The sequence below is a fragment of the Chitinophaga sp. 180180018-3 genome (assembly GCF_037893185.1).
Taxonomy (GTDB): domain Bacteria; phylum Bacteroidota; class Bacteroidia; order Chitinophagales; family Chitinophagaceae; genus Chitinophaga.
Genome location: NZ_CP140772.1, coordinates 3015463 through 3040612, shown reverse-complemented (window position 1 = coordinate 3040612; position 25150 = coordinate 3015463). Strand labels below are relative to the sequence as shown.

Sequence of the window (25150 nt, the reverse complement as noted above, 5' to 3'; positions counted from 1 at the left end):
CTAATTTTAATGTTATTATAATCCCCCGCTGACAAGTGTTGCACTATCTTTGCGGGCTTGTTTCGCATCAAAAATTCAGTGTTGACTATGAAGCACCTAAAGTACCCGTTAATAGGTATCCTGATATTATTTGTCAGCTTATCTGCAACAGCGCAATCGGACTATATAAACCTCGGCAACAAACAATATCAGCTGCTCGACAGGCTGGATATACGTACGCAGCATGATTCACTGCTGGGCTTCAGTACAACAAAGCCATACGATCGGCGCAAAGTTACCGAGAGTGTGTTGAGGATTGATTCACTGGATAAAGCCGGAGCGTTGCCTTTCAAACTTTCTGCGACCGACAGGTATAACATCCGGCGTTTGCTGATAGACAACTGGGACTGGTCGAACCACTACCCGGATGCATTTCAGTCCAAGCCTGTTTTCGGGGTATTCTATAAGAACCCGGGCGACTTGTACGCGGTAGACGTAAAAGATTTCAAGTTATCAGTTAATCCGGTACTGAATTTACAGATCGGCGGTTCCAACGATGGAACGGGCAGCATTTATCAGAATACCCGTGGTGTTGTCATACGCGGAAATATCGCTAACAAGGTGGGCTTCTATACCTATCTTACCGATAACCAGGAAAGGGATCCTGCGTATGTGAGAGATTGGGTAACCAAATTCAATGCAGTACCTGGAGCCGGTTTTTATAAGAGTTATAACAATAAGGGCTATGATTACTTTGATGCGCGCGGCGGTATTTCCTTTAACGCAGCAAAGTATTTTGATATCCAGTTTGCATACGATAAATTATTTCTTGGAAATGGTTTCCGCAGTTTATTTCTGAGTGATTTCAGCAGCAATTACCTGTATCTGCGTATCAGTACCAGGATATGGAAATTCGACTATGAGAATATCTTTGCGCAAACGATCGCTCCTTTTGTTCCATACACGAGTGGTGGCGAGAGGAACCTGCGGCCGCAGAACTATATGATGATACATCATCTTTCCCTGCAGGCCACCAAATGGCTGAACCTTGGATTTTATGAGAATATAATGGAAGATGGTAAACACGGCCTACAGCTGGCCTACCTGAATCCGATCATTTTCTACCGGTCTGTGGAGCAGCAGTTGGGAGCCGTTGGTAAAGCCAATGTGGGATTCGATTTCAAGGCCAACATAGCAAAATCAGTTCAACTCTATGGGCAATTGCTGATTAATGAGTTTGTGACGAAAGAAGTGCTTCATTACAACCGGGGAAGTTTTGCCAACAAACAGGGTTTCCAGTTTGGTGCGAAGTATATCGATGCCTTCAATGTGAGGAACCTCGACCTGCAGGTAGAAGCCAACATAGTAAGACCGTACACTTATACCAACTTCGACAGCACCACCAATCTCACCCACTACAATCAACCACTCGCACATCCGTTGGGAGCCAATTTCAGAGAGTTCATCGGAATAGTACGTTATCAGCCGATACCTAAATTATACCTCACCGGAAAGCTGATGGTGCACAAACAGGGACTGGATTCTGCCGGTGTAAATATGGGATCAGATATATTCCGCAGTTACAATACACGTCCGAGAGATTATGGATTCTTCATTGGTACGGGTATACCGGCTAACAGCACCATGGCGGCCTTTAGTGCTTCCTGGGAGCTTTTCGAAAATCTGTTCATCGACCTGAATACCACTGTGCGCAGGTACAAAGTACAAGGCATGCCCGATAATAATACATTCTTTTATACAGTTGGGTTACGTATGAACCTGCAGCCACGGGAGTTTAATTTTTAACAGTAAGCGATTTAAAATATCAACGCAGCGGCGATTATCTTTCAGGAAGATAATCGCCGCCGTATTTTAATCTACTGTCACGCCGGCCCGGAGTAAAATAATATCAGGACGAACATAGAACGAGACAGTATTCTTAGAGGATAATATGAGGATAATATGAGGATGATATGAGGATGAGTATAGCAGGGTAACGGATGGATGCTCAATTGATTGGGAAATAGTGATTTGTAGTCGTTTTAAAGTGAATAACATATGGGTATGAATGGCGAACCTGATATTATTTTAACAATTTATTGGGATAGGTATGCGTAAGGTGTTCCATAAAAAAGCTAAAATCAATAACGGCTGGCAGCTGGCTGCTAGTCGCTAAAAAATCCGTTCTTTGTCCCCGTATGCGATCTTAGATCGTTATAGTACTGGAACAAAAAACCACTATTCATGAATGAGTTCGTTCTGATTTTCAGGCACAGTGAAAATTCGCATGCCAATCCTACCGCGGAGCAGCTGCAGGAGCGGATGAACTGGCTGGCCAATGTAGCAGCCGGCAATCACCTGGGGGATAAGGGGAACAGTCTTTCTGCCATCAATGCCAAAACGGTAAGGCCCGATATGGTAACAGACGGGCCTTACACAGAAATAAAAGAATTTGTAAGCGGGTATATGATTGTGAAGGCCGATACCATCGGGGAAGCCGTGGAAATTGCCAAAGCGAATCCTTTGCTGAAGGCGGGAGGCAACATAGAAGTGAGGGCAGTATTGAAACCCGGCGAAAAAGGATAGCGATGGGCAACCATTTTAAAGAAACGCACCAGGAACTTTTACCACACCTGTTCAGACAGGAATATGCTAAAATGACGACCGTATTGTGTCGTCTTTTTGGCCTGGAGCATATTGAAACAGCGGAAGATATTGCCAGTGAAACATTTCTCAAAGCCACGGAAACGTGGGGTGTAAATGGGATACCGGAGAATCCGACCGCCTGGCTTTATACGGTGGCGAAGAACAAAACCAAAGATTTGCTCAGGCGCAATCATGTCTTTGAAACCCGTGTGAGGGCTGCCATCCAAACGGAGGAGCATTACAATGAACCCGCATTCGACTTCTCTACGCAGGCCATCAGCGACAGTCAGCTCGCCATGATTTTCGCCATCTGTAATCCGGCTAATTCCGCGGAAGCGCAGATTTGCCTGGCACTTCAGATACTCTGCGGATTCAGCGTGGAAGAAATTGCAGATGCGTTCATGACCAAAAAAGAAACAATCAAGAAGCGGTTACTCAGGGCAAGAGCGAGCCTGCGCGAAGATAATTTTCAAATCCGCGCGCTTGAAACAAGCGCTATACAATCGCGGCTGGATACCGTTCTCCGGACATTATACCTGTTGTTTAACGAAGGCTATTTTTCTCAGTCATCTAATCACATCATTCGCAAAGATCTTTGCTCGGAAGCCATCCGGCTTGCCCTTCTTCTTACGGAAAATCAATTAACCAACACCACACAGGCAAATGCGCTGCTGGCACTGATGTGTTACCAGAGCTCGCGGCTTGATGCCAGAACAGATGATCTTGGAGAAACCATCCTCTACGAACAGCAGGACAAGGGGCGGTGGATCACCAAACTGATTGAAAAAGGTAATTACTACTTCGTTAACGCCTGCTCCGGAAACGAGATCTCAAAATACCATCTCGAAGCGGCTATAGCTTACTGGCATACTACTGCAGACGGGAAAAACAAATGGGATCATATCCTGCAGTTGTATAATGAGCTTATTCTTATTGAATACTCCCCTATGACGGCATTGAACAGAACCTTTGCCTATGCGAAGGTTTATGGTAGTGAGCCGGGTATAAAAGAAGCCACGAAATTGGGTCTTGATAACAACAATTATTATCATTCCCTGCTCGGGTACCTTTACGTTGCCATTGATAAACGTCAGGCAGCAGCGCATTACGAAACCGCTATCCGCCTGACGAAATCGGCATCGGAAAAGAAAACGCTTGCGCGGGAAATTGCGAAATTACAAAGGTGACTATTCCTTCTTTCCGGTGAAGAGCACATAAGCCTGAAATGACATCGTCTTATTTATTTTGAGGGTAAGTATAGCTGAGCATCCAACGGATGCCAAACCGATCTTCACACATGCCGAAGTAAGCGCCCCAGAAGGTCTTATTAACGGGCATTTCCACCTTTCCACCGGCAGATAATGCTTTGAAGTACCTGTCTACTTCTTCCTCTGCATCTGTATTCACCACCAGGTGAACATTATTTCCCGGAACCAGTTTTTGTTCCATCGACTCGAGGAAGTCAGTAGCCATGAGGGTATCGCCATTTTTGAGGACAAGCATGATGTTCATGATCTTATCTCGTTCATGTGCGGGCATATGCTCGCTGCCGGGTGTATCCTTAAAGCGGGTGAGAGAAACGATCTCGCCACCGAATACCGACTTGTAGAAATTCATGGCATCTTCAGAATTGCCCATGAAATTAAAATAGGTGCCAATAGCTTGCATGGTAGTGTGTTTTATTATGATGTGCAACAAAGATAGGGACAGAAAGCAATAGGGATAAATGGTAAATACGACAACCTTTAGTGGGCATTTGCGACATCTTTTTAAATTACCTTTGGTCATCATGATCAACATTTACATCCTCACCGTCAGGAACGCCGACATCGCGTCTATGGCCGACTGTCAGCATGTGTTCAGCACGGTAAACCTTTTTCTTGAAGAGCGAGGCAGGCATGCCCTGTTCAATGTACAGCTGGCGGGCATTACAGAGGAGGTCAGGTATAACAACGGAACCTTCAGCATCCGGCCGCAGGTGAAGCTGGAGGAGGTTGTGCAGGCAGATCTGATCATCGTGCCGGCGCTGTCGGGCAAGATGACCACTTCAGTGATGCTGAACACAGCATACTGTTTATGGATATCGGGGCAATACAAGGAAGGCGCCGAGATTGCCTGTTTAAGTTCCGGCGTATTTCTGCTGGCGTTTTCGGGGTTGCTTCACGGGCGGCAATGTACCACACACTGGAGTTATGCCAACGAGTTGAAGTATTACTATCCTTCTATAGATGTGGTAGATGAGCGTATGATTACGGACCAGCACGGGCTTTATTCCAGCGGAGGCGGCAATGCTTACTGGAACCTGCTGCTGCATCTGGTAGAAAAGTATGCAGGCAGGGAGATTGCCATTTATACAGCTAAGTATTTTGTGATTGATATCGACAAAAATGCGCAATCACCTTTTATTGTCTTCCATGGATTAAAAAACCATAGTGATGAGATGATAAAAAGTGCGCAGCAGCATATTGAAGAGCACTACCGGGAGAAGTTTACCGTAGATGATCTGGCAGGACAGTTCAATATGAGCCGGCGCACTTTTGAGCGGCGTTTCAAGAAGGCTACCAGGAATACGGTAGCCGAGTATATACAACGGGTGAAAATAGAGGGGGCCAAAAAACAGCTGGAGATAGGCCGGAAATCGATTAATGAAGTGATGCTGAATGTTGGTTATACAGATACCCAGACCTTCCGGGATGTGTTCAGGCGTATTACCGGCATGACGCCGGTGGAATACAAGAACAAATACGCCCGGAAAGCGCTGGACTAACCGGTACTCAGACCTTCTCTCCTTCTACAATACTGATTTCATCGATTTCCAGTTTAACTACTTTATTGAATTTCAATCCAGCTTCAGTGAAGATATGCCGGAATTCGTCCTCATTTCTTTCCCTTCCTTTGGTGCAGGCAAGCATGGTAGCATCCATATGTTTACCCGGATGCCACTCATCGCCGGCAGGAATCACTGAATCCAATACCACTACTTTGGCGCCTTTCTCCATGACGGCTGCACAGTTCCGCAGGATAGTAACAGATTGTTCATCGTTCCAGTCGTGCAGAATGTACTTCATCATATACGCATCTCCACCGGGCGGCACGGCTTTGAAGAAATCGCCGGAAGTGGCGCTGCATCTTTCCTGCAGCCCATTTTCGGCGATCAGTTGCTCTGCCTGTTCCACCACAGAAGGCACATCGAAAATAACCCCCTTTACCGTGGGGAAAGCGTGGAGGACGTTGAAGAGCAGTGCCCCGTTTCCGCCGCCGATATCCACGATGGTCCGGAACTGGCTGAAGTCGTAGCCGGAAATGACAGCCGGAGAATAATATTGCGTCAGGCCGGCCATGGATTTGTTGAAATTGAGCGCCTCTTCAGGATGCTCCTGGTAATATTCCCAGATTTCCTTGCCATAGTGGTGATCAAAGCCGGTTTCACCTGTTCTGACACTGTACAGCAGATTACCGAAGGCATAGCGGAACTCTCCCAGGATCGCCTGTAGGAAGTACTTAACAGAGCCGGTTGTTTCGCCGTGTAAAGCGGCAGCAGCAGGCAGGTAAGAAAATACCTGCGGAGCGCTTTCGCTGAACAGCCCTTCTCCTGCCAGTACTCTTAGCACGCGGTACAATGCAGTGGCATTGGTGCCGGTAAGCTGTGCCAGTTCAGTGACGTGCCTGGGCTTTTCATAAAGCAGTTCTGCGATGTTTAGGCGTGCAGCTACATAGGCACAACTGGACATTTCGTAATCATAAATGATTTTGAGCACCTTTGAGGAAGATGCCGCTGAAAATGAGGGTTTCATCATAACGGTTATTTAAGGATAGGCGCCAATTTAGGTTGTCCCACTGAAATATTATCTCATTATTAAATATAATCATACATGAAGCCGTTACGGTTAACGCTAATCCACTGGTTTGCAAATGATATAATATGATCATATATTTGTAATTCTATTAATTTTTATACAGATATGCGGTCCAACAGAATCCTGACGGTCATTTTACTGGCCATTGTAGCAGCGTTGTTTTTTATTCCGTTCCTGGGGAGGGTTCATCTCTTCGACTGGGATGAGATTAACTTTGCCGAGTGTTCGCGGGAAATGATCAAACTGGACGATTACACGCGTATTTATGTCAACTTCAAACCGTTCTGGGAGAAGCCGCCGATGTTCTTCTGGATGCAGAGTGCGGCGATGAAGGTTTTCGGTGTGAATGAATTTGCGGCGCGGTTTCCTAATGCGCTTTGCGGCATAGTGACGTTGGTTGTTGTATACCTGATTGGCCAGCGGATATATGACCGGAAATTCGGGCTGTTATGGGCACTGGCTTACGGAGGTTCCCTGTTTCCGAATATGTATTTTAAATCCGGCATTATAGATCCCTGGTTTAACCTGTTCACTTTTGTTTCCCTCTATTATTTTATCCTGTATCATTGGAAGAGAAATAATTTTGATAAGGAAGGTCTTACGAAAAAGCCGGTGTACTACGCCATCTGGTCGGGGGTATTTATGGGGCTGGCTATATTAACGAAGGGCCAGGTAGCCCTGATGGTATTTCTGTTGGTGTTGGGTGTATATTTTATCTATAACCGCTTCAGAATATACTTTGGCTGGGGTCATGCCCTTTTGTTCCTGGTGTTCACGGCGCTGGTAACCGCTACCTGGTATGGCTATGAAACAGCGAAGAACGGGCCCTGGTTTATTACAGAGTTCCTGAAATACCAGTACCGGCTTTTCACGACGCATGATGCGGGACAGGCCGGATTTCCGGGGTATCACTTCGTGGTGCTGCTGATAGGCTGTTTTCCGGCTTCATTGTTCGCGATTCCTGCCTTTTTCAGGAATAACACCGGCGACCGTTTCGACAAGGATTTCAAGCGCTGGATGGTGATTCTTTTCTGGGTGGTTGCTATCCTTTTCACCATTGTACAATCAAGGATCATCCACTATTCGTCGCTCGCCTGGTTCCCGGTTACGTTCCTGGCGGCCTATACGTTCTATAAATGGGAGCGGCACGATATGCCTTATAAGAAATATGCGGCTGTGCTGACCGCTATCCTGGGTGGGATCATTGCGCTGGTGCTGCTGTTTGTGCCGCTGATAGGACTGAATGTGAAAAAGCTGATTCCTTATGTAGCAGATCCGTTTGCCAAGGCCAATATGATGGCCGAGGTTACCTGGAGTGCCCTGGACGGTGCATCCGGAGTGATTATGGTGCTGACGCTGATTGTGGGTTTGACGATGCTTCGCAAAAAGGCTTACCTCAAAGCGGCAGCCGCCTTCTTTGGAGGTACTGCTCTTGTTATTTTCCTGGCTGCGGCTATTGTGGTGCCTAAAGTAGAGCGTTATTCCCAGGGTGCTGCCATCGACTTCTTTGAGCAACGCCAGGGGGAAAATTGCTACACTACCGTGCTGGGCTATTGGAGTTATGCTCCTTTCTTTTATACACATATGGAGAAGCCCACCAATGAAAACTATTATAGCCAGGAATGGTTGCTTTCGGGAGATATTGATAAACCGGTGTATTTTGTTACCAAGATAGACAGGGTGGATAATTATAAGCAATACAACCTGAAGGAGCTGTACCGGAAGAATGGGTTTGTATTTTTGAAGAGAGAACCGGGGGTGAAGAATTAAGAATATAGAAAGAAGAATTAACAAATAGCGCGAAGACCTTAGCGAATTATTATTATCTGCTAAGGTCTTCGCGCTATTTGTTAATTCTTCTTTCTATATTCTTAATTCTTTGTTTAGTTCTTCTTCCGCGACAGGATGCGCAGAATCTTACTCACGATTTTATCGTTGGAGCCGAGGCGGCCTTTTATTTCGGTGTAGGCAGCCACCATGGCGTTATCCAGTTTTACCATGAATTTCTTGGAATCTCCCGGGCGGGCTTTGTAGTGGGTAGCCCGGCGAAACGGATTGGCTTCTTCTGTATAATAGTATAATGCGATTGATCTTCTGAAACGATCCTCCGGGCAGGTCATTGGTTCAGGGTGACCGTGATAGGAATCAGCATCGGTGTTAAAGATCACACAACGGTTGAATACCGGCAGTACTTTTTTCTCGCAGGCCTGCATCTGACGGTCCCACAGTTCCAGTTTTCCGCCCCATGCCTCTTCCCAGTCTTTATTCAGGTATACCAGCACATTTACACGGCGTTGCCATTTGCGATGGTGGGGATGCACGGTAAAATCCGCATGGATATTGAGGAAACCACCGCGCTTTGACTGATGGATGCCACCACCTTCCAGCATATCGTCTTTCTTCAGGTCCTGAATGCCGGTGATGGTGCTGAGGAATTCCAAAAATTTAGGAGAATTCAGCTCGTTGATCGTGCTTTTGATAGCTTTAGGCAGCAGATCGAGCTTATTCAGTCCTCTCTTCTTTTCGTTAAAATGTACATAGTTGATCCAGGCATCAGATTCATTCAGTTTATTGAACTCGTCGATACATTCTTCCAGGATCGCCGGCTCCATGAAATTTTCCAGCACGATGTGCGGATATGGGCTATTATGTTGGTATTGCTGACTTAACTCCGGAAGCTGGGCATTCCATTTCTGGTAATCAAATATTTGCGTTGTGGTTTGCACCGTTTTAATTTTTATAGTGATATGAAAAAAATACAGGAAGTTTTGAAATACTCACATGATTTTACGGATAGCATGGCCTAAAATCTACCTATCAAAATAAGCTAATATTTTCATTTAATAAAAACTCCGGCAAGATAACATCTTTTTTAATAAAGCGGGCACAGCATGGTGCTTTATTCTATGAAGCGGTAGGCATCATGCGTATCATAGTTGATACCGTGTTTGGCTTTAAGCTCCTGGATGTATTCCAGTGTGCTCACGGTAAAGGGACTGGCGCTGCTGTCGCCCACCCGTTCAAAGCAATGCAGGAGTATTTCTTCGAGGCAGCCGGAAAGCGACGACCGGTTATGGGTTGCCAGTTCCTCCAGCACTGCGGCCAGCCGCTTCTCGAGGCGAACGGGCAGGCTAATCCGCTCTATTTTAACCGGAGGGCCCTGGTTATAAATATAATGCCCGAAGCCCAGGTAGTTGTTGTAAGGATCCTTTACCTGATAGGTTCGCAGGCCGAAAGGCTGATCTTCCGGAGGACTCACCACTTCCACTCCGTTGGCCTTGTGAAAGGCAAAAAGGAGATCAGCATCATCCACTACAAAGTTTAGCTCCGCATATCCTTTAGGTCCCGGAGCCGCCTTGCCCAGATGTATCGTGGTTTTGCCCAGATCCACCCCGGCAAAAGTGGGCGGGCTTCCCCAGGAGAAACGGTGTGTAAAACCAAGCTGGCTGGTATAAAAGCTGACAGCGGCCGGTATATCATCGACCAGCAGCGTGGGAAAAACCTGGGTATTATCAACACCAGGCGCTTTCTTTGTGGTCATGTTGAAGTGTTTTATGGTGATGAGCAGGAAGTTAAATTACGAAAATTAATGATGTAGCCTGTAAACCGGAAATGCGTCCTTTTAAAGGCGGATTCTTTAACTTGCTGCATTACCCTTACATCATTTTACCAACTAACCCGGATCATCAATGGAGGAATGGATGAATGAATTCTTTTCCGCAATGGAAAAATATACGGCGCTTTCCGCTGAAACGAAGGTCGTTATGCAATCCCATCTCCATTTAAAAAAAATAAAAAAACAGGAGCTTTACCTGGCCCAGGGGGTAGTACCTCAAAAGATCGCCTATATATGCAAGGGACTATTGTCGTATTACACCATTCACGAAAGCGGAGATACCATCATCAAGCGATTTTTCCAGGAAAACTCTTTTGTAGCTTCCACATCGGCACTGATAAAAAAAACGCGCGGATTATTTGCCATTGAAGCGCTGGAAAACACCATTGTGCTCGAATTCAGCTTCCATTCATTCAAAGCGCTGATGCACCAGCACACCGATCTGGCTTTTTTCTGGATCAACTATCTTGAAGAAAACTGGGTAGCCGGAAAAGAAGAACAGGAAATCACCCTTAAATACCTGACCGCGAAAGAGCGCTACCTGGATCTGATCAGGCACAGCCCCGAGCTGGTAAAGCGGCTCAAACAGCATCATATAGCGGCATTCCTGGGTGTAACGCCAACACAATTAAGCCGCATCCGGAAAGACATTTCCTGAAAACGTCAACATATGTAAATGTTTAGTACTGGTGGTCATCCTAGCTTTGCTACATCTGCAAAGTAATTATGGATTTGAAAATAAACACAGGTATGAAACATTCAATTTTTATTCTCTGGCTATTGCTGGTGCCGGCAGCACTGTTGCATGCAGCTACTGTTGACACTATTCCGGTTTTCAGCAGCGCCATGAATAAGCAGATCAACACCATTGTGATCTCTCCGTCGCAGCAGGCGGGCAGGCGATATCCTTCCGTATATGTATTGCATGGCTACAGCGGTAATCCTTACAGGACGTTAAAAGAAGATATCCCTTCGCTGCCCGCACAGGCCGACCAGTACGGCATCATCTTCATTCTGCCCGACGGCCAGTTCGACAGCTGGTACATTAACAGTCCGGTTAGAAAGAACAGTCAATATGAAACATTTCTTGGCCAGGAGTTGGTGCAATTTATAGACGGGCACTACCCTACTATCGCCGATCGCTATCACCGTGGTATCATGGGCTGGAGTATGGGTGGCCATGGTGCGTTGTATGTTGGTTTGAAAAACGCGGGCGTATTTGGCGTGTTGGGCAGCATGTGCGGAGCAGTGGATTTTGTTCCGTTTGTGCCGGATTTTGGTATAGACAAAATCATCGGTACCGACGCCAGCAAATGGGCCAGCTACACCGTTTACGGCAATGCAAAACTCTTTGCATTCAGCCAGCAGGCGCTTATTATCAGCTGCGGCATCTCTGATCCATTTCTGGCGCAAAACCGAAAGCTGCATGAGTTCCTGGAAAGCCAACATGTTGCTCATACTTATATAGAGCAGGAAGGCGCGCATGATCATGCCTATTGGTCGAAAGCGGCAATATATCAGGTACTGTTCTTCGACAGATTCTTTAAAGAAGCGAGGCTTTAGTTTTTAGTTTTCAGTAAATGTGGTGGAGATTAACGTATATGGTTACACGTTAATCTCCACCACATTTACTGAAAACTAAAAACTTACATAATCAGTACTCTGTCGATATTTCTTGAAAAGCTATTTTCCAAAGCGGTCAATTTCCGGCCGTGTGCAAATTTCCAGTTGTCCATGATGAGGATGGTACCGGGATTGAAGGGCACTTCAATGAAGTTCTCGTTCACCAGTTGGTCCCAGTGATTGAAGGCGCCCCAGGTTTTTTCGATGGTATCGGAACGGAGGCGGTAAAATACCTCTTCATTGAGATGATTGACCAGCTTACCTTTCAGTGTCCCGCTACTCCTGTTGGAGGGGTGATATATATCTAACACCCGGTCAGAAAGTTCAGTTTTTTCCTGTTCGCTCAGTTGTTCAAAGGCGCCGTGGATATCTGATACATGCATATGATTATTTTCAAAGCCGCTGGATTCCCGGCAGTAGAGAATTAAATACCGGGGAGGTATGCGCCAGTAAGATTTATCGTTATGAAGCGGAACTTCTTTTGTGCCCACTTCCGCGCTGGTTTTGATTTCCGTAATGTGATCATTTCCTCTGCCGATAGGTATTACTTCTCCAAAAAAGTAGGCAACGGACAACAATGCTTTTGAGGAAATAGCTCCGATATCTTCCGCAGCATATCCCTGCGAGAACAGCGGTGCAGCAATAGTGTTCAGAATGTCGGCTTCACTTGTTTCGAAGGTAGACAAGTCCTTATTTAACGTCATAGTTTGCATGATCAAAAGTATTATTGTGAACTAAATTTTTTTCAATCAGATCCTGGTAAGTAGGAAGATTATTAAACCGGAAAGCGTTGCCGTTTTTCAGGAGATCAGCATAGCTGAGAAAATGGAAATCATATTCCGGTGGCAGGAAAGTAGGCGGAGGTAAAATGAAGTTGCCGATTTCGCTGTAGAGCCGGCCAAACCAGGTCTGGTCTGCGAACTTAGGATGATAGTGTCTGTCTGTTTCAGCGCTTTCCAGACCGATATTGTCGTTGCTTAATCTGAGCGGGTGTTCCGCAGCAACATAATCGTCTGCCACCACTTTTTCTACGATCAGTTCCTGATTATTTTTCAATGCATGATCTGCAAATTTGAACGACATCAGGTAAGGCACCGCCATGCCTCCTGCCTGCCGGTACGCTTCGAGGGAATCAAATCTTTTTTCTATCTCTCTTTTGGTATCGATAGCAGAAATAGAAACCCTTAATTCTGCTTTGTTCTTTGCCAACCGCTGCATAACGGCTTCACTGGGATCGGTGAATACCTTAGAGATGATGACGAGGCGGATGTTATACTCCGCCAGTATATCCGAAGCGTCGGCCAATACGTCCCAGGCTTTCTTCGACAGGGAGCAGTCGGAAACCCAGCCCTGACGGAGCCATCGCTGTTCGCGGGGCAACTGCTCAATGGAGCTTCTGAATTCCTTTTCATCAAAATTGTTGATACGGCGCATTCCAAAGTTATGGCCTTTGTTGATCCAGTATTCGGCTGCAGAGCAGTTACCATAGCAGATACTCTTGATGGGAAGGCATCCTGAATAGATATCTGTCATGAGATAATCGAAGGGCAGTCCTGCACCTTTACCGCAGAGAATGTTGTACACAGGCATTTCGGCAAGGGTCTTTTCATCGACGGATTTCAGAGAAGGTCTTTGAAAAGCAAGCGCTCTGCTGTCGTCATAGTTTAGCAAATGCTCCATAAGCTTTATTTTTTGAGTTAGGTAAAACAACACAACGCACGGGTTATCAGCAATACTTTAAGGGTTTGATCTTTAGCTTGGTAAATAGGAAACTTTAGTTCGGGTCAAGGGTCTTCTGGCAATAAGTTTATCTATTTCAGGTTAAGCCGGGCAACTATCGTCATTCCTATAAAGTAAAAGAAAAATTCTGATATGCAAAAAATATTATCGTTAATTCTGTCTTATCTATTTCTGTTTTGTGTGGTGTTGAACTTATATATACATTTGAGTTGATGAAAGACAAATAAAGCTGTTGACCTATCCATTCAATCAAACCGGCAATTTCCTGAAACCTTATTAACAGATGGTGTTATACAAACAAATATGAACAATACTACCAGATTTACGAACCGCGCCAACAACTACGCCAGGTTTCGCCCCGGATATCCTGCTGCCATCATAGATCATCTGACATCCGCTATTGGCCTGCATAGCGCGATGGAGGTAGCTGATATCGGTTCGGGCACAGGTATTTCATCTGTGTTGTTTCTCGATAACGGTCATACCGTTTACGGAGTAGAGCCGAATGACGCGATGCGAGCGGAAGCAGAAAAGTATCTGCAGGGATATGACAGATTTCATAGTATTAACGGCACGGCAGAAAACACTTCCCTGCCCGATAACAGTATCAACATTATCCTTGCGGGACAATCGTTTCATTGGTTTGCGCAGCAGGAAGCGAAGCAGGAATTCAGGAGAATTGCCAGGCCTGATGCACATATTCTGTTGTTATGGAATATACGTGATATATCAACGGATTTTTCAGCTGCTTATGAGCGCATCATTGCCCGGTTCGGAAGAGGTTATGAAGCGCGTAACAGAGACCTGGCAGCGGAAGACAGGCATACTTCATTTTTTTCATCGTCCGGGTACTGCAGGCAGACATTCACGCACACGCAACTGCTGGACTACGAGCAGCTGCGCGGCCGTTTGTTATCGACCTCCTTTCTGCCTTCAGAAGAAGATGCAGATTGTGCAGCCATGCTGGCGGAACTGGCAGCGTTGTTCAATTGTTATGAAGAAAACGGGAAGATCAGGTTTGATTATACCACAACCCTATATACGGCAAAGATCGACTAGGACAGTACAGGACAGTTATTCCCTCAATTCTTTCTACATTCATTACGCGTTGTTATCAGCAACGCATCTGCCGTAATAAATAGAGAACAGTGCTCTGACATTCATCCGCAAAGGATGCAGGGACTTGCATGCCGGAATGTGCCTTATCTTTTTCCACACCCTGCCTATTTCACTATTAGCGCATAAACCAAAATTCTGAGTTATGAAAAATTCAATCTGTCTATTTCTTTGTTTGTCGGGAGTTTTCATTGCCTTTAATGCCTGCAGGAAAACAGCCACCCTGGAACGTATCCCCAATAATAAGGGCATGTTAGTGGGTGCTATCACCTACAGCAGTACCGATATACCTGTTACCAGCGTTGCCGCTTCTTCCGCATTATGGCCGGCAGCAGCGCTTGCGGACACGAATGAAACCACGATATGGAGCTCCAACACTCATTCCACCGCCAACGTTCAGGAGTGGGCCGCCTACTGGTTTAACGGTTTTCATAACGTGAACTATATAAAACTGTATCCGCGCTATTATACCAGTGGCGCATTAGGGTTTCCTGTCAATTTCGATATTTACTGGTCTGATGGTACCAACTGGATACTGGCCGCATCAGACACGGCTTTCCCTACCCCGCAGCACGACTGGATCATACTGCCGTTGCCCGCAACAGTTAATGCCAACGGTATACGTATTGTTGCCAATAAACTGGGACAGGATGATGTAGGCAACTATGTATTCCAGCTGGCTGAAGCCGGGGCCGGGTATGATTCGCAGCTGAGCCATTTTACTTTTTTGGGTAACGACAATACTTACCAGCAGAATGAGATACGCAACGTTGGCTCCGGATCATTCAACCCGAATATGATGAGCAACTGGAACTACGATGCCCGTTACCCAATCATATCCGCGCAGCCGGGAGGCAACAGCAATATCTATGCACCGAATGCAGTCAGCAACGGAGGGGCCTGGAACGTATATTTCGGCGGCTGGGATGGTACCACCAGCGGCAACGATCGTATATCAGTTACCGTTAGCAACGACAACTTCCTTACCTTCAATCCACATGCGCTAATGATAGACAAAGGTGTGATGATACACGTTAATAACGAAACTGTTATCAAGAAGCCGGACAACACGTGGCTGATGTATTATACGACCTATGGCGGATCTCCGGCGCTGAACAAACCGGCTTATGCCACTTCTCCGAATGGGGTGAACTGGACACCGTCTGCCGGCAATGCCTCCTACCTGCTTAATATGAGCGGCTATGCCAACTGGAACAACGCCGATGTAAACGGCTCCAATGTGGTATACCTTGAGAATAGCGTATATCACCTTTATTTCAACGATTTCAACTATACCAGTACAGGACATGCCTTCGCCGTGCACCATGCTACCAGCTCCGATATGATTAATTTCAGTTACACGGGTGATGTATTGAATGAAGGAAGAGTAGCGCAGGACGTAAAGAAATTTACGTATGGAGGTAGCAGTTATTACCTGATGGTTATGCATATGAATGGTACAGAAGTAAGGTACAGCCTTGGCAGCAGTCCGGTTAATTTCCCTGCCAGCCAGGTGCTGACCACTAACCAGGGTACGGGCGACCAATACATCACTTCCGCCGGTATCGTTACGAACAACAACCGGTTATACGGAATCTTCTACGGTGCAGGCGCGGTATCCACATTGGATCATAACGCTATTTACGCCAAGTGGCTGCAAAAGAAAGTTATTTTCATCAGCGATGCCACGGGAGCCAGGTGGGGCGACATAGAAAGAGCCTACGGCCCCGACAGGATTAAATTATTTATGAACACCAATATCGAAACCGGCCATTTTTATGTGTATGATACAGATGGCACTACATTGTTGTATACCAGCCCGAAGATAACGATGCGGAACGGGGATATTTGGACGTACAGCCTTTGAGAATGAGGAATTGGGAATGAAGAATTAAGAAACAGCGTGAAGATATTAGCGAATAACTACTCGCTAATATCTTCACGCTGTTTCTTAATTCTTCATTCCTAATTCTTCATTCTTGAAAGCGGTTTCCAATCGGCGGGTTGAAAATCGCGTATAGCCGTGCCTAATGCCGCCATAGAATATCCACTGGGCAGCCGGATATACATTAGTTTGCCATCTGTATGAAGCAGTATCAGTTCGAAATATGCCTGCCTCCCATTGAGCCAGGAAGCAATGAAGACGCCATTGAGATCGGCCCATTTAAATGTCCGGTTCTTGTAGGTAATACCTATAGCGTTGACAATCGTTGACGGCGCCGGATACTGGTGTCCATAAAAAAGTATGCCAGCTACCGCTGCTGCAGGCACCAGTAACATCAGGTAATTCCGCTGGCTTAAAATCACAATGGTGATAATAGCAATAATATAGAATGGTATCCCCATCCATACCGCCAGTGGTTTTACGATTACCTCGCCGTTGCCGGTCTTTTTTGCAGGGTTGTAATAGGCCTCTTTCCAGGCGGGCCTGACGTAAATGTCGCCGGGTTTCGTTCCGTGATCCTCATTATGCAGTACTATATCTTCCTGAATGATCTTTATCAATGCAACCTGTTCCATTACTGAAGGGATAAATATGTATTAAGGGATATTGCGAATTTAATTAAAGGAGATCATATTTATTGAAATGCCCCTGAGATTCCTTCTTCCTATTTCCATATCATGACGGCAATCATTCCTTCCCCTAATGACGATCATAAAAAGCCGGCCGGTGGAAACGTAGTTTGCAGACAGATAATACCGATCATATGAAAGCATTAGTTTATCATGGCCCGGGCAATAAAGCCTGGGAAGAAAAGCCGAAACCATCCATCCTGGAGGCTACTGATGCCGTTGTGCGCATCACCAGAACTACCATCTGTGGAACCGATCTCCACATTTTGAAAGGCGACGTGCCGGAAGTTACAGATGGCCGTATACTCGGTCATGAGGGTGTTGGGATTGTGGAAGAAACAGGGACGGCCGTTACGAATTTCAGGAAAGGAGATCATGTGCTCATCTCCTGTATTACCTCCTGCGGAAAATGCAGTTATTGTAAACGGGGTATGTATTCGCATTGTGAAAACGGAGGCTGGATACTGGGTCACCTGATAGATGGTACACAGGCGGAGTACGTGCGGATTCCACATGCCGATACCAGTTTGTACCGGATACCGGAAAATGCTGACGAAGAGGCGCTGGTAATGTTGAGTGACATTCTGCCTACTGGCTTTGAATGTGGTGTATTGAACGGCAAAGTGCAGCCTGGCAGCACCGTCGCCATTGTAGGTGCAGGTCCCATTGGCCTGGCAGCCCTGCTTACCGCGCAATTTTACACACCGGCTGAAATTATCATGATAGATCCGGACGATAACCGTTTGCAGGTAGCCCAACAATTTGGCGGCACAAGGGTAATCAACAACAGTCAGGAGAATGCAGCAGAAAAAGTGATGCAGCTGACAGGAGGTGTGGGAGTGGATACCGTTATTGAAGCAGTGGGCATCCCGGCAACATTCGAGCTTTGCCAGCTGCTGGTGGCTCCGGGTGGTACCATTGCCAATGTGGGTGTGCACGGCAAAAGTGCCACGATTCACCTCGAGAACCTGTGGGCCAGGAATATCACTATCACCACGCGGCTTGTGGACACCGTCACTACTCCCATGTTGCTAAAAACAGTCAATGCCCGGAAGATCGACGCCCTTAAGCTGGTAACACACCGCTTCAAACTGAACGATATCATCCATGCATATGAAACCTTCGGAAATGCTGCTGCGAAAAAAGCGTTAAAGGTGATCCTTATCAACGAATAAAAATGCAGCCCGCCTGTTGAATCAGGCTTCGGGCAGAAAATACTGTTTATTTGCGATGGCGCCTTTTCGTAGGGCGCCATCGGTTTTACGGCCTGCTTCTCCGGAACAATATTGACTTATAAATCTCAAACCAGAAAACGCAAATAAAGGCTGTTAGCATGGCTATCAGGAACCATGACAGGCTAATTCCGGCTATTCCAAATAAACCGCGCAACACCGGAATGAAGTATATAGCCGCTATAAAAAGAATAGAGATTGCCACAATCAGTGGAGCCAGTTTATTGCTGTACCTGATGGTATGCAGGATATTTTCTGTAAAGGACCGGTTCGCGAATGTCAGAAAAATGTTGCTGATTACCAATGTTATGAATACCTCAGTTCTGGTGACTTCAAGGGATGCTGTTTTCATAAAATAGTGATAAATCCCCAATACTCCCACAGTGATCACAAGTCCCTGTACAATAGTAATCAGGGTTTCGCCGGTAGTAAACAATCCCCCTGAAAGGCGTCTGACCGGCTTTTTCATGGCAGCTGTTTCAACCGGCTCTTTTTCAAAAAAGAAAGAACAGGTGGGCCCCATTATCAATTCCAGGAAAATAATATGTATGGGATCAAAAATAACAGGATACTTCCATCCCAGCAGCAATGGTGCAGTGGCAGTAAGTATGATAGGGATGTGAATGGACATAATATAGCGTATTGCTTTTTTCAGATTGTTGTTGATCCTTCGTCCCTGCCTGACTGCCTCGGGAATATTTGCCAGGTTATCGTCTGTGATCACCATGTCGGCCGCGAGCCTTGCTATTTCTGTTCCCTTTTTCCCCATTGCAATACCGATATGGGCTGCTTTCAGCGCCGGGCCATCATTCACACCATCTCCCGTCATTCCTGTGATGAGGTTCATTGTTTTCAGGGCATTGATCACTCTCAGTTTGGCTTCAGGAAACATGCGTGCAAAAATGTTTGTTCTTACCAGCGTTTCCTGCAATTGCGTTTCCTCCATCTTCATTATCTCTTCACCAGATATATAATTCCCGCTATTTTTCAAACCCGTTTTTTCGGCAATATGAATAGCTGTACGCGGGTAATCACCAGTAAGGAGTTTTACGTCTACACCGGCATTATATAAGTCCTTTATAGCCTGGGCGGCATTTTGCCTGGGCGGATCGTACAGGCTGATAAATCCCTCTAGCTTCCAGTTGAAATCATCCTGGTGTGCTGGTAATTTTTCCCTGTCGGCCATGGCGCTGGCTACACCCAGGATCCGGTATCCTTTTTCCGCCATGGCCGCCAGCATGCCGTTAAGCCTGGCCATGGTTGCCTGATCCAGCCGGCAAACGGCCATAATCCGCTCCGGCCCTCCTTTTGCGGCTGCCAGGGCGCCCTGCGGAGAAGGATATACATGCGTCATCATCAGCGGACGCCCTTCCAGCGGGTATTCATGAATCATAGCGGGCATATATTCAACATCCTTTTGCTGTTCATAGGCATTGATAATTGCTTTTTCCATGCTGTCGAATGCCGGGTGTTCCGAGGCCAGTGTTGCATAATACAATACGCGGGAACTTTGTAATTGTTCCTGTTCCAGGTCAGTAAGCTTATCAGCATTATAGTCGTATATCATGGCCACATTCATCCGGTTTTCCGTGATAGTACCGGTTTTATCGAGGCATAGCACATTCATGGAACCCAGGTATTCTATTGTTTGCGGCCGCCGGCAGATGATCCCCATCCTCGACATATAAAATGCGCCCAAAGCCATGAATGACGAAAATGCAACGGGTATTTCTTCAGGAATGGCAGCCATTGCCAATGTCAGTCCCAGCAAAAGGCTGCCTGTGATATCATGACTTTTAATGTAGTTCACCAGGCAAATGAGCAGGAAAGCTGCCACGCCAAATACGGCCAGGCGCCGTACGGTATTGTTAACCTGTTCCTGCAGCAACGTCCGCGAAGTTTGCGGGGCGTCTATACTTTTACCCAGCTTGCCCAATACCGTCCGGCTTCCGGTAGTAGTTACCCTGACGGTACATTTACCTGCATTGATGGTAGTTCCCTGAAGTACCAGGTTGTTTTCGGGTGTGGTATTCTTTTCCACCGGGAAAGATTCTCCGGTAATGATAGCCTCATCAACGGTCAGATCGTTGGCGTCTATGACCTGGCCATCTGCAGGAATCAGGTCCCCTTCCTGCAGTAAGATCAGGTCGCCGGGTACCAGTTCGCTGGTTGCCACAGATTCCAGGATGCCATCGCGTACCACCGAAACGCTGGGAGCTGTATACTGTTTCAGCGCCTCCAATGCCTTTTCGCTCCTGGCCCCCTCGTATACGGAAACAGCACTCACCAGCATCATGGCCACCAACATCGTTGTGCCTTCGGTAATGCTTCCCAGCATAAAATAAAGAAGGCTTGCAAACAGCAATAACAAAAACATCGGTTCCCGTACGAGATCTTTCAGTATAAAGAATAAACCACGTGAAGATGTTGCTTCAAAAACATTTTTGCCATACTGTTGTTGTAGGCCTGGGATGTCTTTACCCGCCAGTCCTTGCGGCAGTGGGGGCTGGATTGAATTCAAGGTCTGCATCTTTAATTCCGTTTGGTACGCAATATTATACAGGCTGCTTCCCGCAAATAATGAGATAAATCAGTTTAAATCCTGACAATAGTTATAAACTATCCAAAAACGGCGACCGAACTTTGACCAGCAAATCCGGGAATGGCTGGAAGTGCCTGATAACAACTCAGTACAAAAATACTCATTACTATTATGTCAAAAATTTCCTATCAGACAACAGAAGAAGCTTTATCGCTGGTGCGCAGTGGCGACCGTGTTTTCGTTCATGGCAGTGCAGCCACACCATTGTTCCTTGTAAACGGCTTATTTAAAAAGGCCGGGCAGCTGAGCGATATAGAACTGGTCTCTATCAGTACCTACGGAAATATAGAATGGAACCAACCGGCTGTACAGGAGCATTTCCGCCTGAATTCCCTGTTTGTTTCCGCCAATGTAAGAGAATGGGTGAATAATGGCAGCGGAGGATATGTACCCATCTTTCTGAGTGAGATCCCGCATCTGTTTGAAAAGGGATATCTTCCCCTGGATGTTGCCATGGTACATGTATCGCCGCCTGATGAACATGGTTACTGTACGCTCGGCACTTCTGTTGACGCTGCTTTCAGCGCTGTCAGGAATGCAAAAATTGTGATCGCCCAGGTTAACCCGCAAATGCCACGGGTGATGGGCGACGGCGTTATTCATCATTCCCGTTTCGACGCCATGGTATGGCAAAGCACGGAGTTGCCGGAGGTGAGTTATGCAACAGAAACGAATGATGTTTCTGAAAAAATTGCGGCTTATGTTGCCGGGCTGATCGACGATGGCGCAACGCTCCAGGTAGGAATTGGCAGCATCCCGGATGCAGTATTGAAGCAGCTTACCAATCATAAAGGATTGGGCTTACATACAGAAATGTTTTCTGACGGCGTGGTATCACTGGTTGAAAAAGGAATCATCACCAATGAACATAAGGAAATAAGAAGAGGAAAGATTGTCAGCAGTTTTATATTGGGAACGCGAAAGGTTTACGATTTCGTTGATAACAATCCCTATGTAAGCCTGATGGATGTTTCCTTTGTAAATGACAGTGATATCATCCGCAAAAACCCCAAAGTGGTAGCCATCAACAGTGCTATAGAGATTGATCTTACCGGGCAGGTATGTGCGGATTCTATTGGCACCTATCAGTATTCAGGTATAGGCGGACAAATGGATTTCATGCGGGGAGCCGCATTGTCGGAAGGTGGAAAACCTGTGATTGCATTGCCTTCCACTACACGCAAAGGCATTTCCCGTATCGTGCCCAGTCTGAAACAGGGAGCCGGAGTGGTAACAACAAGAGGACATGTACACTACGTAGTCACTGAATTTGGTGTGGTGAATCTGTATGGCAAAAGCCTGGAACAAAGAGCACGTTTGCTGATCAGCATCGCTCATCCCGATCACAGGGAAGAACTGGAAAAGGCTTGTCGCGAGCGCTTTAAAAAATCATTCCGAACGATTTTCTAATATCACATATATGCAACCAGGGGAAAAAAACCTGATATATGAAATTGCCGCCGCCGACACCAGCTCCGTTTTGTTGGCGCTAAAGGCAGACGCTACGCAGGGCCTTACTTCCGAAGAAGCCGGGCGACGTATTCATCTATATGGACCTAATACAATAGATGATAAAAAAAAGACGGCAGAGTGGCTCCAGTTGTTGTCACATTTTAAAAGTCCACTTGTAATAATACTGATGATAGCCGGTATGATTTCTCTTTCTATGGGAGAAACCATAAACGCCATCATTATCATTTTTATCGTGCTGCTCAGTGTTGGCATGGACTACTGGCAGGAACATGATGCGCGTAATGCCGCAGCTGCATTGAAGAATAGTATACGGAACAAAGTAGAGGTGCTTAGAGATGGAAGCTGGCAGGAACTGTTTCCGGAAGACCTGTGCCCGGGCGACATCATCCGGCTCAACGCCGGTAAGATTATTCCGGCCGACGCCCGCCTGCTGGAAGCAAAAGATCTTTTTGTAAATCAATCGTCGCTTACAGGAGAATCATTTCCGGCAGAAAAAACAAGCGATCCATTAACAGAAACGGCCGATGGACTAAGTTCCTTAAATAATACCGTATTCATGGGATCCAATGTCATATCCGGCGTAGCACAGGCGGTGGTTGTAGTAACAGGCAAAGAAAGTGAGTTTGGAAAAATTGCAGAAAAGCTGATACAACGTCCTATAGAAACGGATTTCAGCCGGGGTATCCGCGATTTCGGTTATCTGATTATGAAAGTAACCCTTCTTCTGGTGTTGTTTATCTTTCTCGTCAATGCTATTTCCAAACACAACCTGCTGGAATCTCTTATGTTCGCAGTGGCAGTAGCTGTAGGTCTCACGCCGGAACTGCTCCCGATGATCATGAGTGTTACGATGGCGAAGGGAGCTGTTCATATGGCTAAAAAAGGAGTGATCGTTAAGAACATCACTGCCATACCAAACTTCGGAAGTATGGAAGTATTGTGTACTGATAAAACCGGCACCATTACCGAAGATAAAATAGCGCTGGTGCGATGTATAGATCTGCATAACCAGGAATCAACGGAAGTATTTAAATATGTTTACCTGAACAGTTATTACCAGAGCGGTATCCATAGCCCGCTGGATGATGCTATTCTGCATTATAGCCAGCCCGACATTACTTCCTTTAAAAAAGAAGACGAAATCCCTTTTGACTTTTCCCGCAAGCGTTTGAGTGTGGTAGTATCAGACGACGGAAGGTACCAGTTGATCTGCAAAGGAGCACCGGATGAAGTAATGAAGCATTGCATCATGGATGAGCAGTTACGCGAGCAGGCGCATTTACTTTATGAAAACCTTAGCAGTGAAGGGTTCCGGGCACTTGCCGTAGCTGTCAGAAATGTACCGGCAAGTGAAAGATATGTAAAGGAAGATGAGCAGGATATGCAATTATCCGGATTCGCTATATTCAGGGATCCACCCAAACCGTTTGTTGCGGATACTATAAACGCCTTGCAAAACATGGGAGTTGAAGTGAAAATTATTACCGGCGACAATCACCTGGTTACACAACATATCTGCGGGGAGATTGGTTTGCCGGTAAAGGGTATGATAACAGGTGTGGAAACAGATGGTCTCAGTGATGAAGCATTACTTCAACGGATATCCGATACAACTATCTTTGCGAGGTTTGCGCCTGAACAGAAAAACAGGATTATCCAGGTATTGAAAAAAAAGCACCGGGCAGTAGGTTATATGGGAGATGGTATAAATGACGCGCCTTCATTAAAGACCGCTGATATTGGTATTACCGTCAACAGTGCAGCAGAAGTAGCCAAGGATGCGGCCGATATTATTCTTACCCGCAAAGATCTGCTGGTACTGAAAGAAGGGATACTGGAAGGCAGGAAAACGTTTGGTAATACCATGAAATACATCAGAATGGGCATCAGCTCCAATTTCGGGAACATGTTCTCTATGGCTGCTGCCAGCCTGTTTCTTCCGTTCCTGCCCATGTTGCCGGTTCAGGTACTTATCAACAATTTTTTGTACGACACCTCCCAGATTACTATCCCCACCGATCATGTTGATAAAAAATATATCCTTACCCCACAAAGCTGGAATATGAAAGATATCCGGCGTTTCATGATCCTGTTTGGCCTGCTCAGCTCTGCATTTGATTTGCTCACTTTCTTTTTATTACACGGTTATTTTGCAGTTGGACCGGAATTATTCCGAACAGGATGGTTCATGGAATCCCTGGCTACACAGGTACTTGTTGTTTTCATCATCCGTACAGAACAGCTGCCGTTTATTCAAAGCAAACCCGCGCCTCAGCTGGCGATAAGCGTATCCGGCTGCCTGCTGGCAGGATGGCTGCTTCCCTATCTTCCTTTCAGTAGCAGCATTGGATTCAAACCTCTTCCCTGGAACATTCTTCTTTACATCATTGTACTGGTGATAGTTTACCTGCTATGCGCCGAGCTGCTTAAACAATGGCTGCGGCGGCACGGTCAAAAGCAGTATGCCAGGCAGTCCCCTTCCCCCGCTACCGGCTATACGAAGCGTTATAGTCCCGTATTGAATAAAAAATAAAACCATATATAATTTATCGATATCAAAGGAGCAATCAAACATTAGTTTATTTTATGTGTTAATTTGAATAAACGAACACTATAAAGTCAGGATATATGACCTTTTTTATAGATATGGTTAACGCCTGAGGAACTAAACGATATTCTGAACTTGTATTAA

Annotated in this window: 20 protein-coding genes; 12 read left to right on the top strand and 8 right to left on the bottom strand. The window is 46.1% G+C overall.

The window, feature by feature from the left end; all coding sequences use genetic code 11:
* Window positions 1-87: 87 nt before the first annotated feature.
* The 3 genes from UNH61_RS11910 to UNH61_RS11900 all read left to right on the top strand — a co-directional run bounded on the left by UNH61_RS11910 (window position 88) and on the right by UNH61_RS11900 (window position 3812).
* Entirely contained in the window at window positions 88-1785 is a 1698-nt protein-coding gene (locus UNH61_RS11910; RefSeq protein WP_326992212.1) for a hypothetical protein, read from the top strand.
* A 438-nt stretch (window positions 1786-2223) separates the two neighbouring features.
* Window positions 2224-2565 (top strand): YciI family protein, encoded by a 342-nt coding sequence (locus tag UNH61_RS11905; protein ID WP_326992211.1) that lies wholly within the window; start codon window positions 2224-2226, stop codon window positions 2563-2565.
* A gap of 2 nt (window positions 2566-2567) precedes the next feature.
* Window positions 2568-3812 carry a sigma-70 family RNA polymerase sigma factor gene (locus UNH61_RS11900; protein ID WP_326992210.1) on the top strand — a complete coding sequence of 415 codons (1245 nt, stop codon included), beginning with the start codon at window positions 2568-2570 and terminating at the stop codon, window positions 3810-3812.
* Window positions 3813-3861: 49 nt separating this feature from the next.
* Here UNH61_RS11900 and UNH61_RS11895 read toward each other — a convergent pair whose 3' ends face one another.
* On the bottom strand, window positions 3862-4293 hold the full coding sequence (locus UNH61_RS11895; protein ID WP_326992209.1) for a VOC family protein: 432 nt from the start codon (window positions 4291-4293) through the stop codon (window positions 3862-3864).
* Window positions 4294-4414: 121 nt separating this feature from the next.
* On the opposite strand from UNH61_RS11895, the gene UNH61_RS11890 reads away from it, so the two are divergent.
* Window positions 4415-5392: a helix-turn-helix domain-containing protein gene (locus tag UNH61_RS11890; protein ID WP_326992208.1), complete on the top strand. Its 978-nt coding sequence runs from the start codon at window positions 4415-4417 to the stop codon at window positions 5390-5392.
* A 7-nt stretch (window positions 5393-5399) separates the two neighbouring features.
* Here UNH61_RS11890 and UNH61_RS11885 read toward each other — a convergent pair whose 3' ends face one another.
* On the bottom strand, window positions 5400-6422 hold the full coding sequence (locus tag UNH61_RS11885) for an ArsR family transcriptional regulator (protein WP_326992207.1): 1023 nt from the start codon (window positions 6420-6422) through the stop codon (window positions 5400-5402).
* Between the two features lie 165 nt (window positions 6423-6587).
* Between UNH61_RS11885 and UNH61_RS11880 the strand changes: the two genes are divergently transcribed.
* Complete coding sequence (locus UNH61_RS11880) at window positions 6588-8252, top strand: glycosyltransferase family 39 protein (RefSeq protein ID WP_326992206.1); 1665 nt, start codon at window positions 6588-6590, stop codon at window positions 8250-8252.
* A 113-nt stretch (window positions 8253-8365) separates the two neighbouring features.
* Here UNH61_RS11880 and UNH61_RS11875 read toward each other — a convergent pair whose 3' ends face one another.
* Window positions 8366-9208: a 2OG-Fe(II) oxygenase gene (locus UNH61_RS11875; protein ID WP_326992205.1), complete on the bottom strand. Its 843-nt coding sequence runs from the start codon at window positions 9206-9208 to the stop codon at window positions 8366-8368.
* Window positions 9209-9381: 173 nt separating this feature from the next.
* Entirely contained in the window at window positions 9382-10023 is a 642-nt protein-coding gene (locus tag UNH61_RS11870; protein WP_326992204.1) for a VOC family protein, read from the bottom strand.
* Window positions 10024-10171: 148 nt separating this feature from the next.
* On the opposite strand from UNH61_RS11870, the gene UNH61_RS11865 reads away from it, so the two are divergent.
* The gene (locus tag UNH61_RS11865; protein ID WP_326992203.1) at window positions 10172-10756 is read left to right on the top strand and encodes a Crp/Fnr family transcriptional regulator; all 585 of its coding nucleotides are present in this window, start codon (window positions 10172-10174) and stop codon (window positions 10754-10756) included.
* Between the two features lie 92 nt (window positions 10757-10848).
* Window positions 10849-11661, top strand: a complete 813-nt coding sequence (locus UNH61_RS11860; protein ID WP_326992202.1) for an alpha/beta hydrolase-fold protein — start codon at window positions 10849-10851, stop codon at window positions 11659-11661.
* 83 nt (window positions 11662-11744) lie between these two features.
* On the opposite strand, the gene UNH61_RS11855 is transcribed toward UNH61_RS11860, so the two are convergent.
* Both UNH61_RS11855 and UNH61_RS11850 read right to left on the bottom strand, forming a co-directional pair.
* The gene (locus UNH61_RS11855; protein ID WP_326992201.1) at window positions 11745-12425 is read right to left on the bottom strand and encodes a TauD/TfdA family dioxygenase; all 681 of its coding nucleotides are present in this window, start codon (window positions 12423-12425) and stop codon (window positions 11745-11747) included.
* Window positions 12412-13401: a hypothetical protein gene (locus UNH61_RS11850; protein WP_326992200.1), complete on the bottom strand. Its 990-nt coding sequence runs from the start codon at window positions 13399-13401 to the stop codon at window positions 12412-12414. Before UNH61_RS11850 ends, UNH61_RS11855 begins: the two co-directional genes overlap by 14 nt.
* A 363-nt stretch (window positions 13402-13764) precedes the next feature.
* Here UNH61_RS11850 and UNH61_RS11845 point away from each other — a divergent pair, with 363 nt between their 5' ends.
* Together UNH61_RS11845 and UNH61_RS11840 are read left to right on the top strand one after the other, a co-directional pair.
* A complete protein-coding gene (locus tag UNH61_RS11845) occupies window positions 13765-14520 on the top strand; it encodes a class I SAM-dependent methyltransferase (RefSeq protein WP_326992199.1) in 756 nt (251 codons plus the stop codon).
* Window positions 14521-14722: 202 nt separating this feature from the next.
* Window positions 14723-16444: a hypothetical protein gene (locus UNH61_RS11840; protein WP_326992198.1), complete on the top strand. Its 1722-nt coding sequence runs from the start codon at window positions 14723-14725 to the stop codon at window positions 16442-16444.
* Window positions 16445-16542: 98 nt separating this feature from the next.
* Here UNH61_RS11840 and UNH61_RS11835 read toward each other — a convergent pair whose 3' ends face one another.
* On the bottom strand, window positions 16543-17097 hold the full coding sequence (locus UNH61_RS11835; RefSeq protein WP_326992197.1) for a hypothetical protein: 555 nt from the start codon (window positions 17095-17097) through the stop codon (window positions 16543-16545).
* 188 nt (window positions 17098-17285) lie between these two features.
* Between UNH61_RS11835 and UNH61_RS11830 the strand changes: the two genes are divergently transcribed.
* Entirely contained in the window at window positions 17286-18326 is a 1041-nt protein-coding gene (locus UNH61_RS11830) for a zinc-dependent alcohol dehydrogenase family protein (RefSeq protein ID WP_326992196.1), read from the top strand.
* Window positions 18327-18411: 85 nt separating this feature from the next.
* Here UNH61_RS11830 and UNH61_RS11825 read toward each other — a convergent pair whose 3' ends face one another.
* The gene (locus tag UNH61_RS11825; RefSeq protein ID WP_339071077.1) at window positions 18412-20904 is read right to left on the bottom strand and encodes a cation-translocating P-type ATPase; all 2493 of its coding nucleotides are present in this window, start codon (window positions 20902-20904) and stop codon (window positions 18412-18414) included.
* A 192-nt stretch (window positions 20905-21096) separates the two neighbouring features.
* Here UNH61_RS11825 and UNH61_RS11820 point away from each other — a divergent pair, with 192 nt between their 5' ends.
* Window positions 21097-22395 (top strand): acetyl-CoA hydrolase/transferase C-terminal domain-containing protein, encoded by a 1299-nt coding sequence (locus UNH61_RS11820; RefSeq protein ID WP_326992194.1) that lies wholly within the window; start codon window positions 21097-21099, stop codon window positions 22393-22395.
* A gap of 10 nt (window positions 22396-22405) precedes the next feature.
* A complete protein-coding gene (gene mgtA / locus UNH61_RS11815) occupies window positions 22406-24991 on the top strand; it encodes a magnesium-translocating P-type ATPase (RefSeq protein ID WP_326992193.1) in 2586 nt (861 codons plus the stop codon).
* The last annotated feature ends 159 nt before the right edge of the window (window positions 24992-25150 follow it).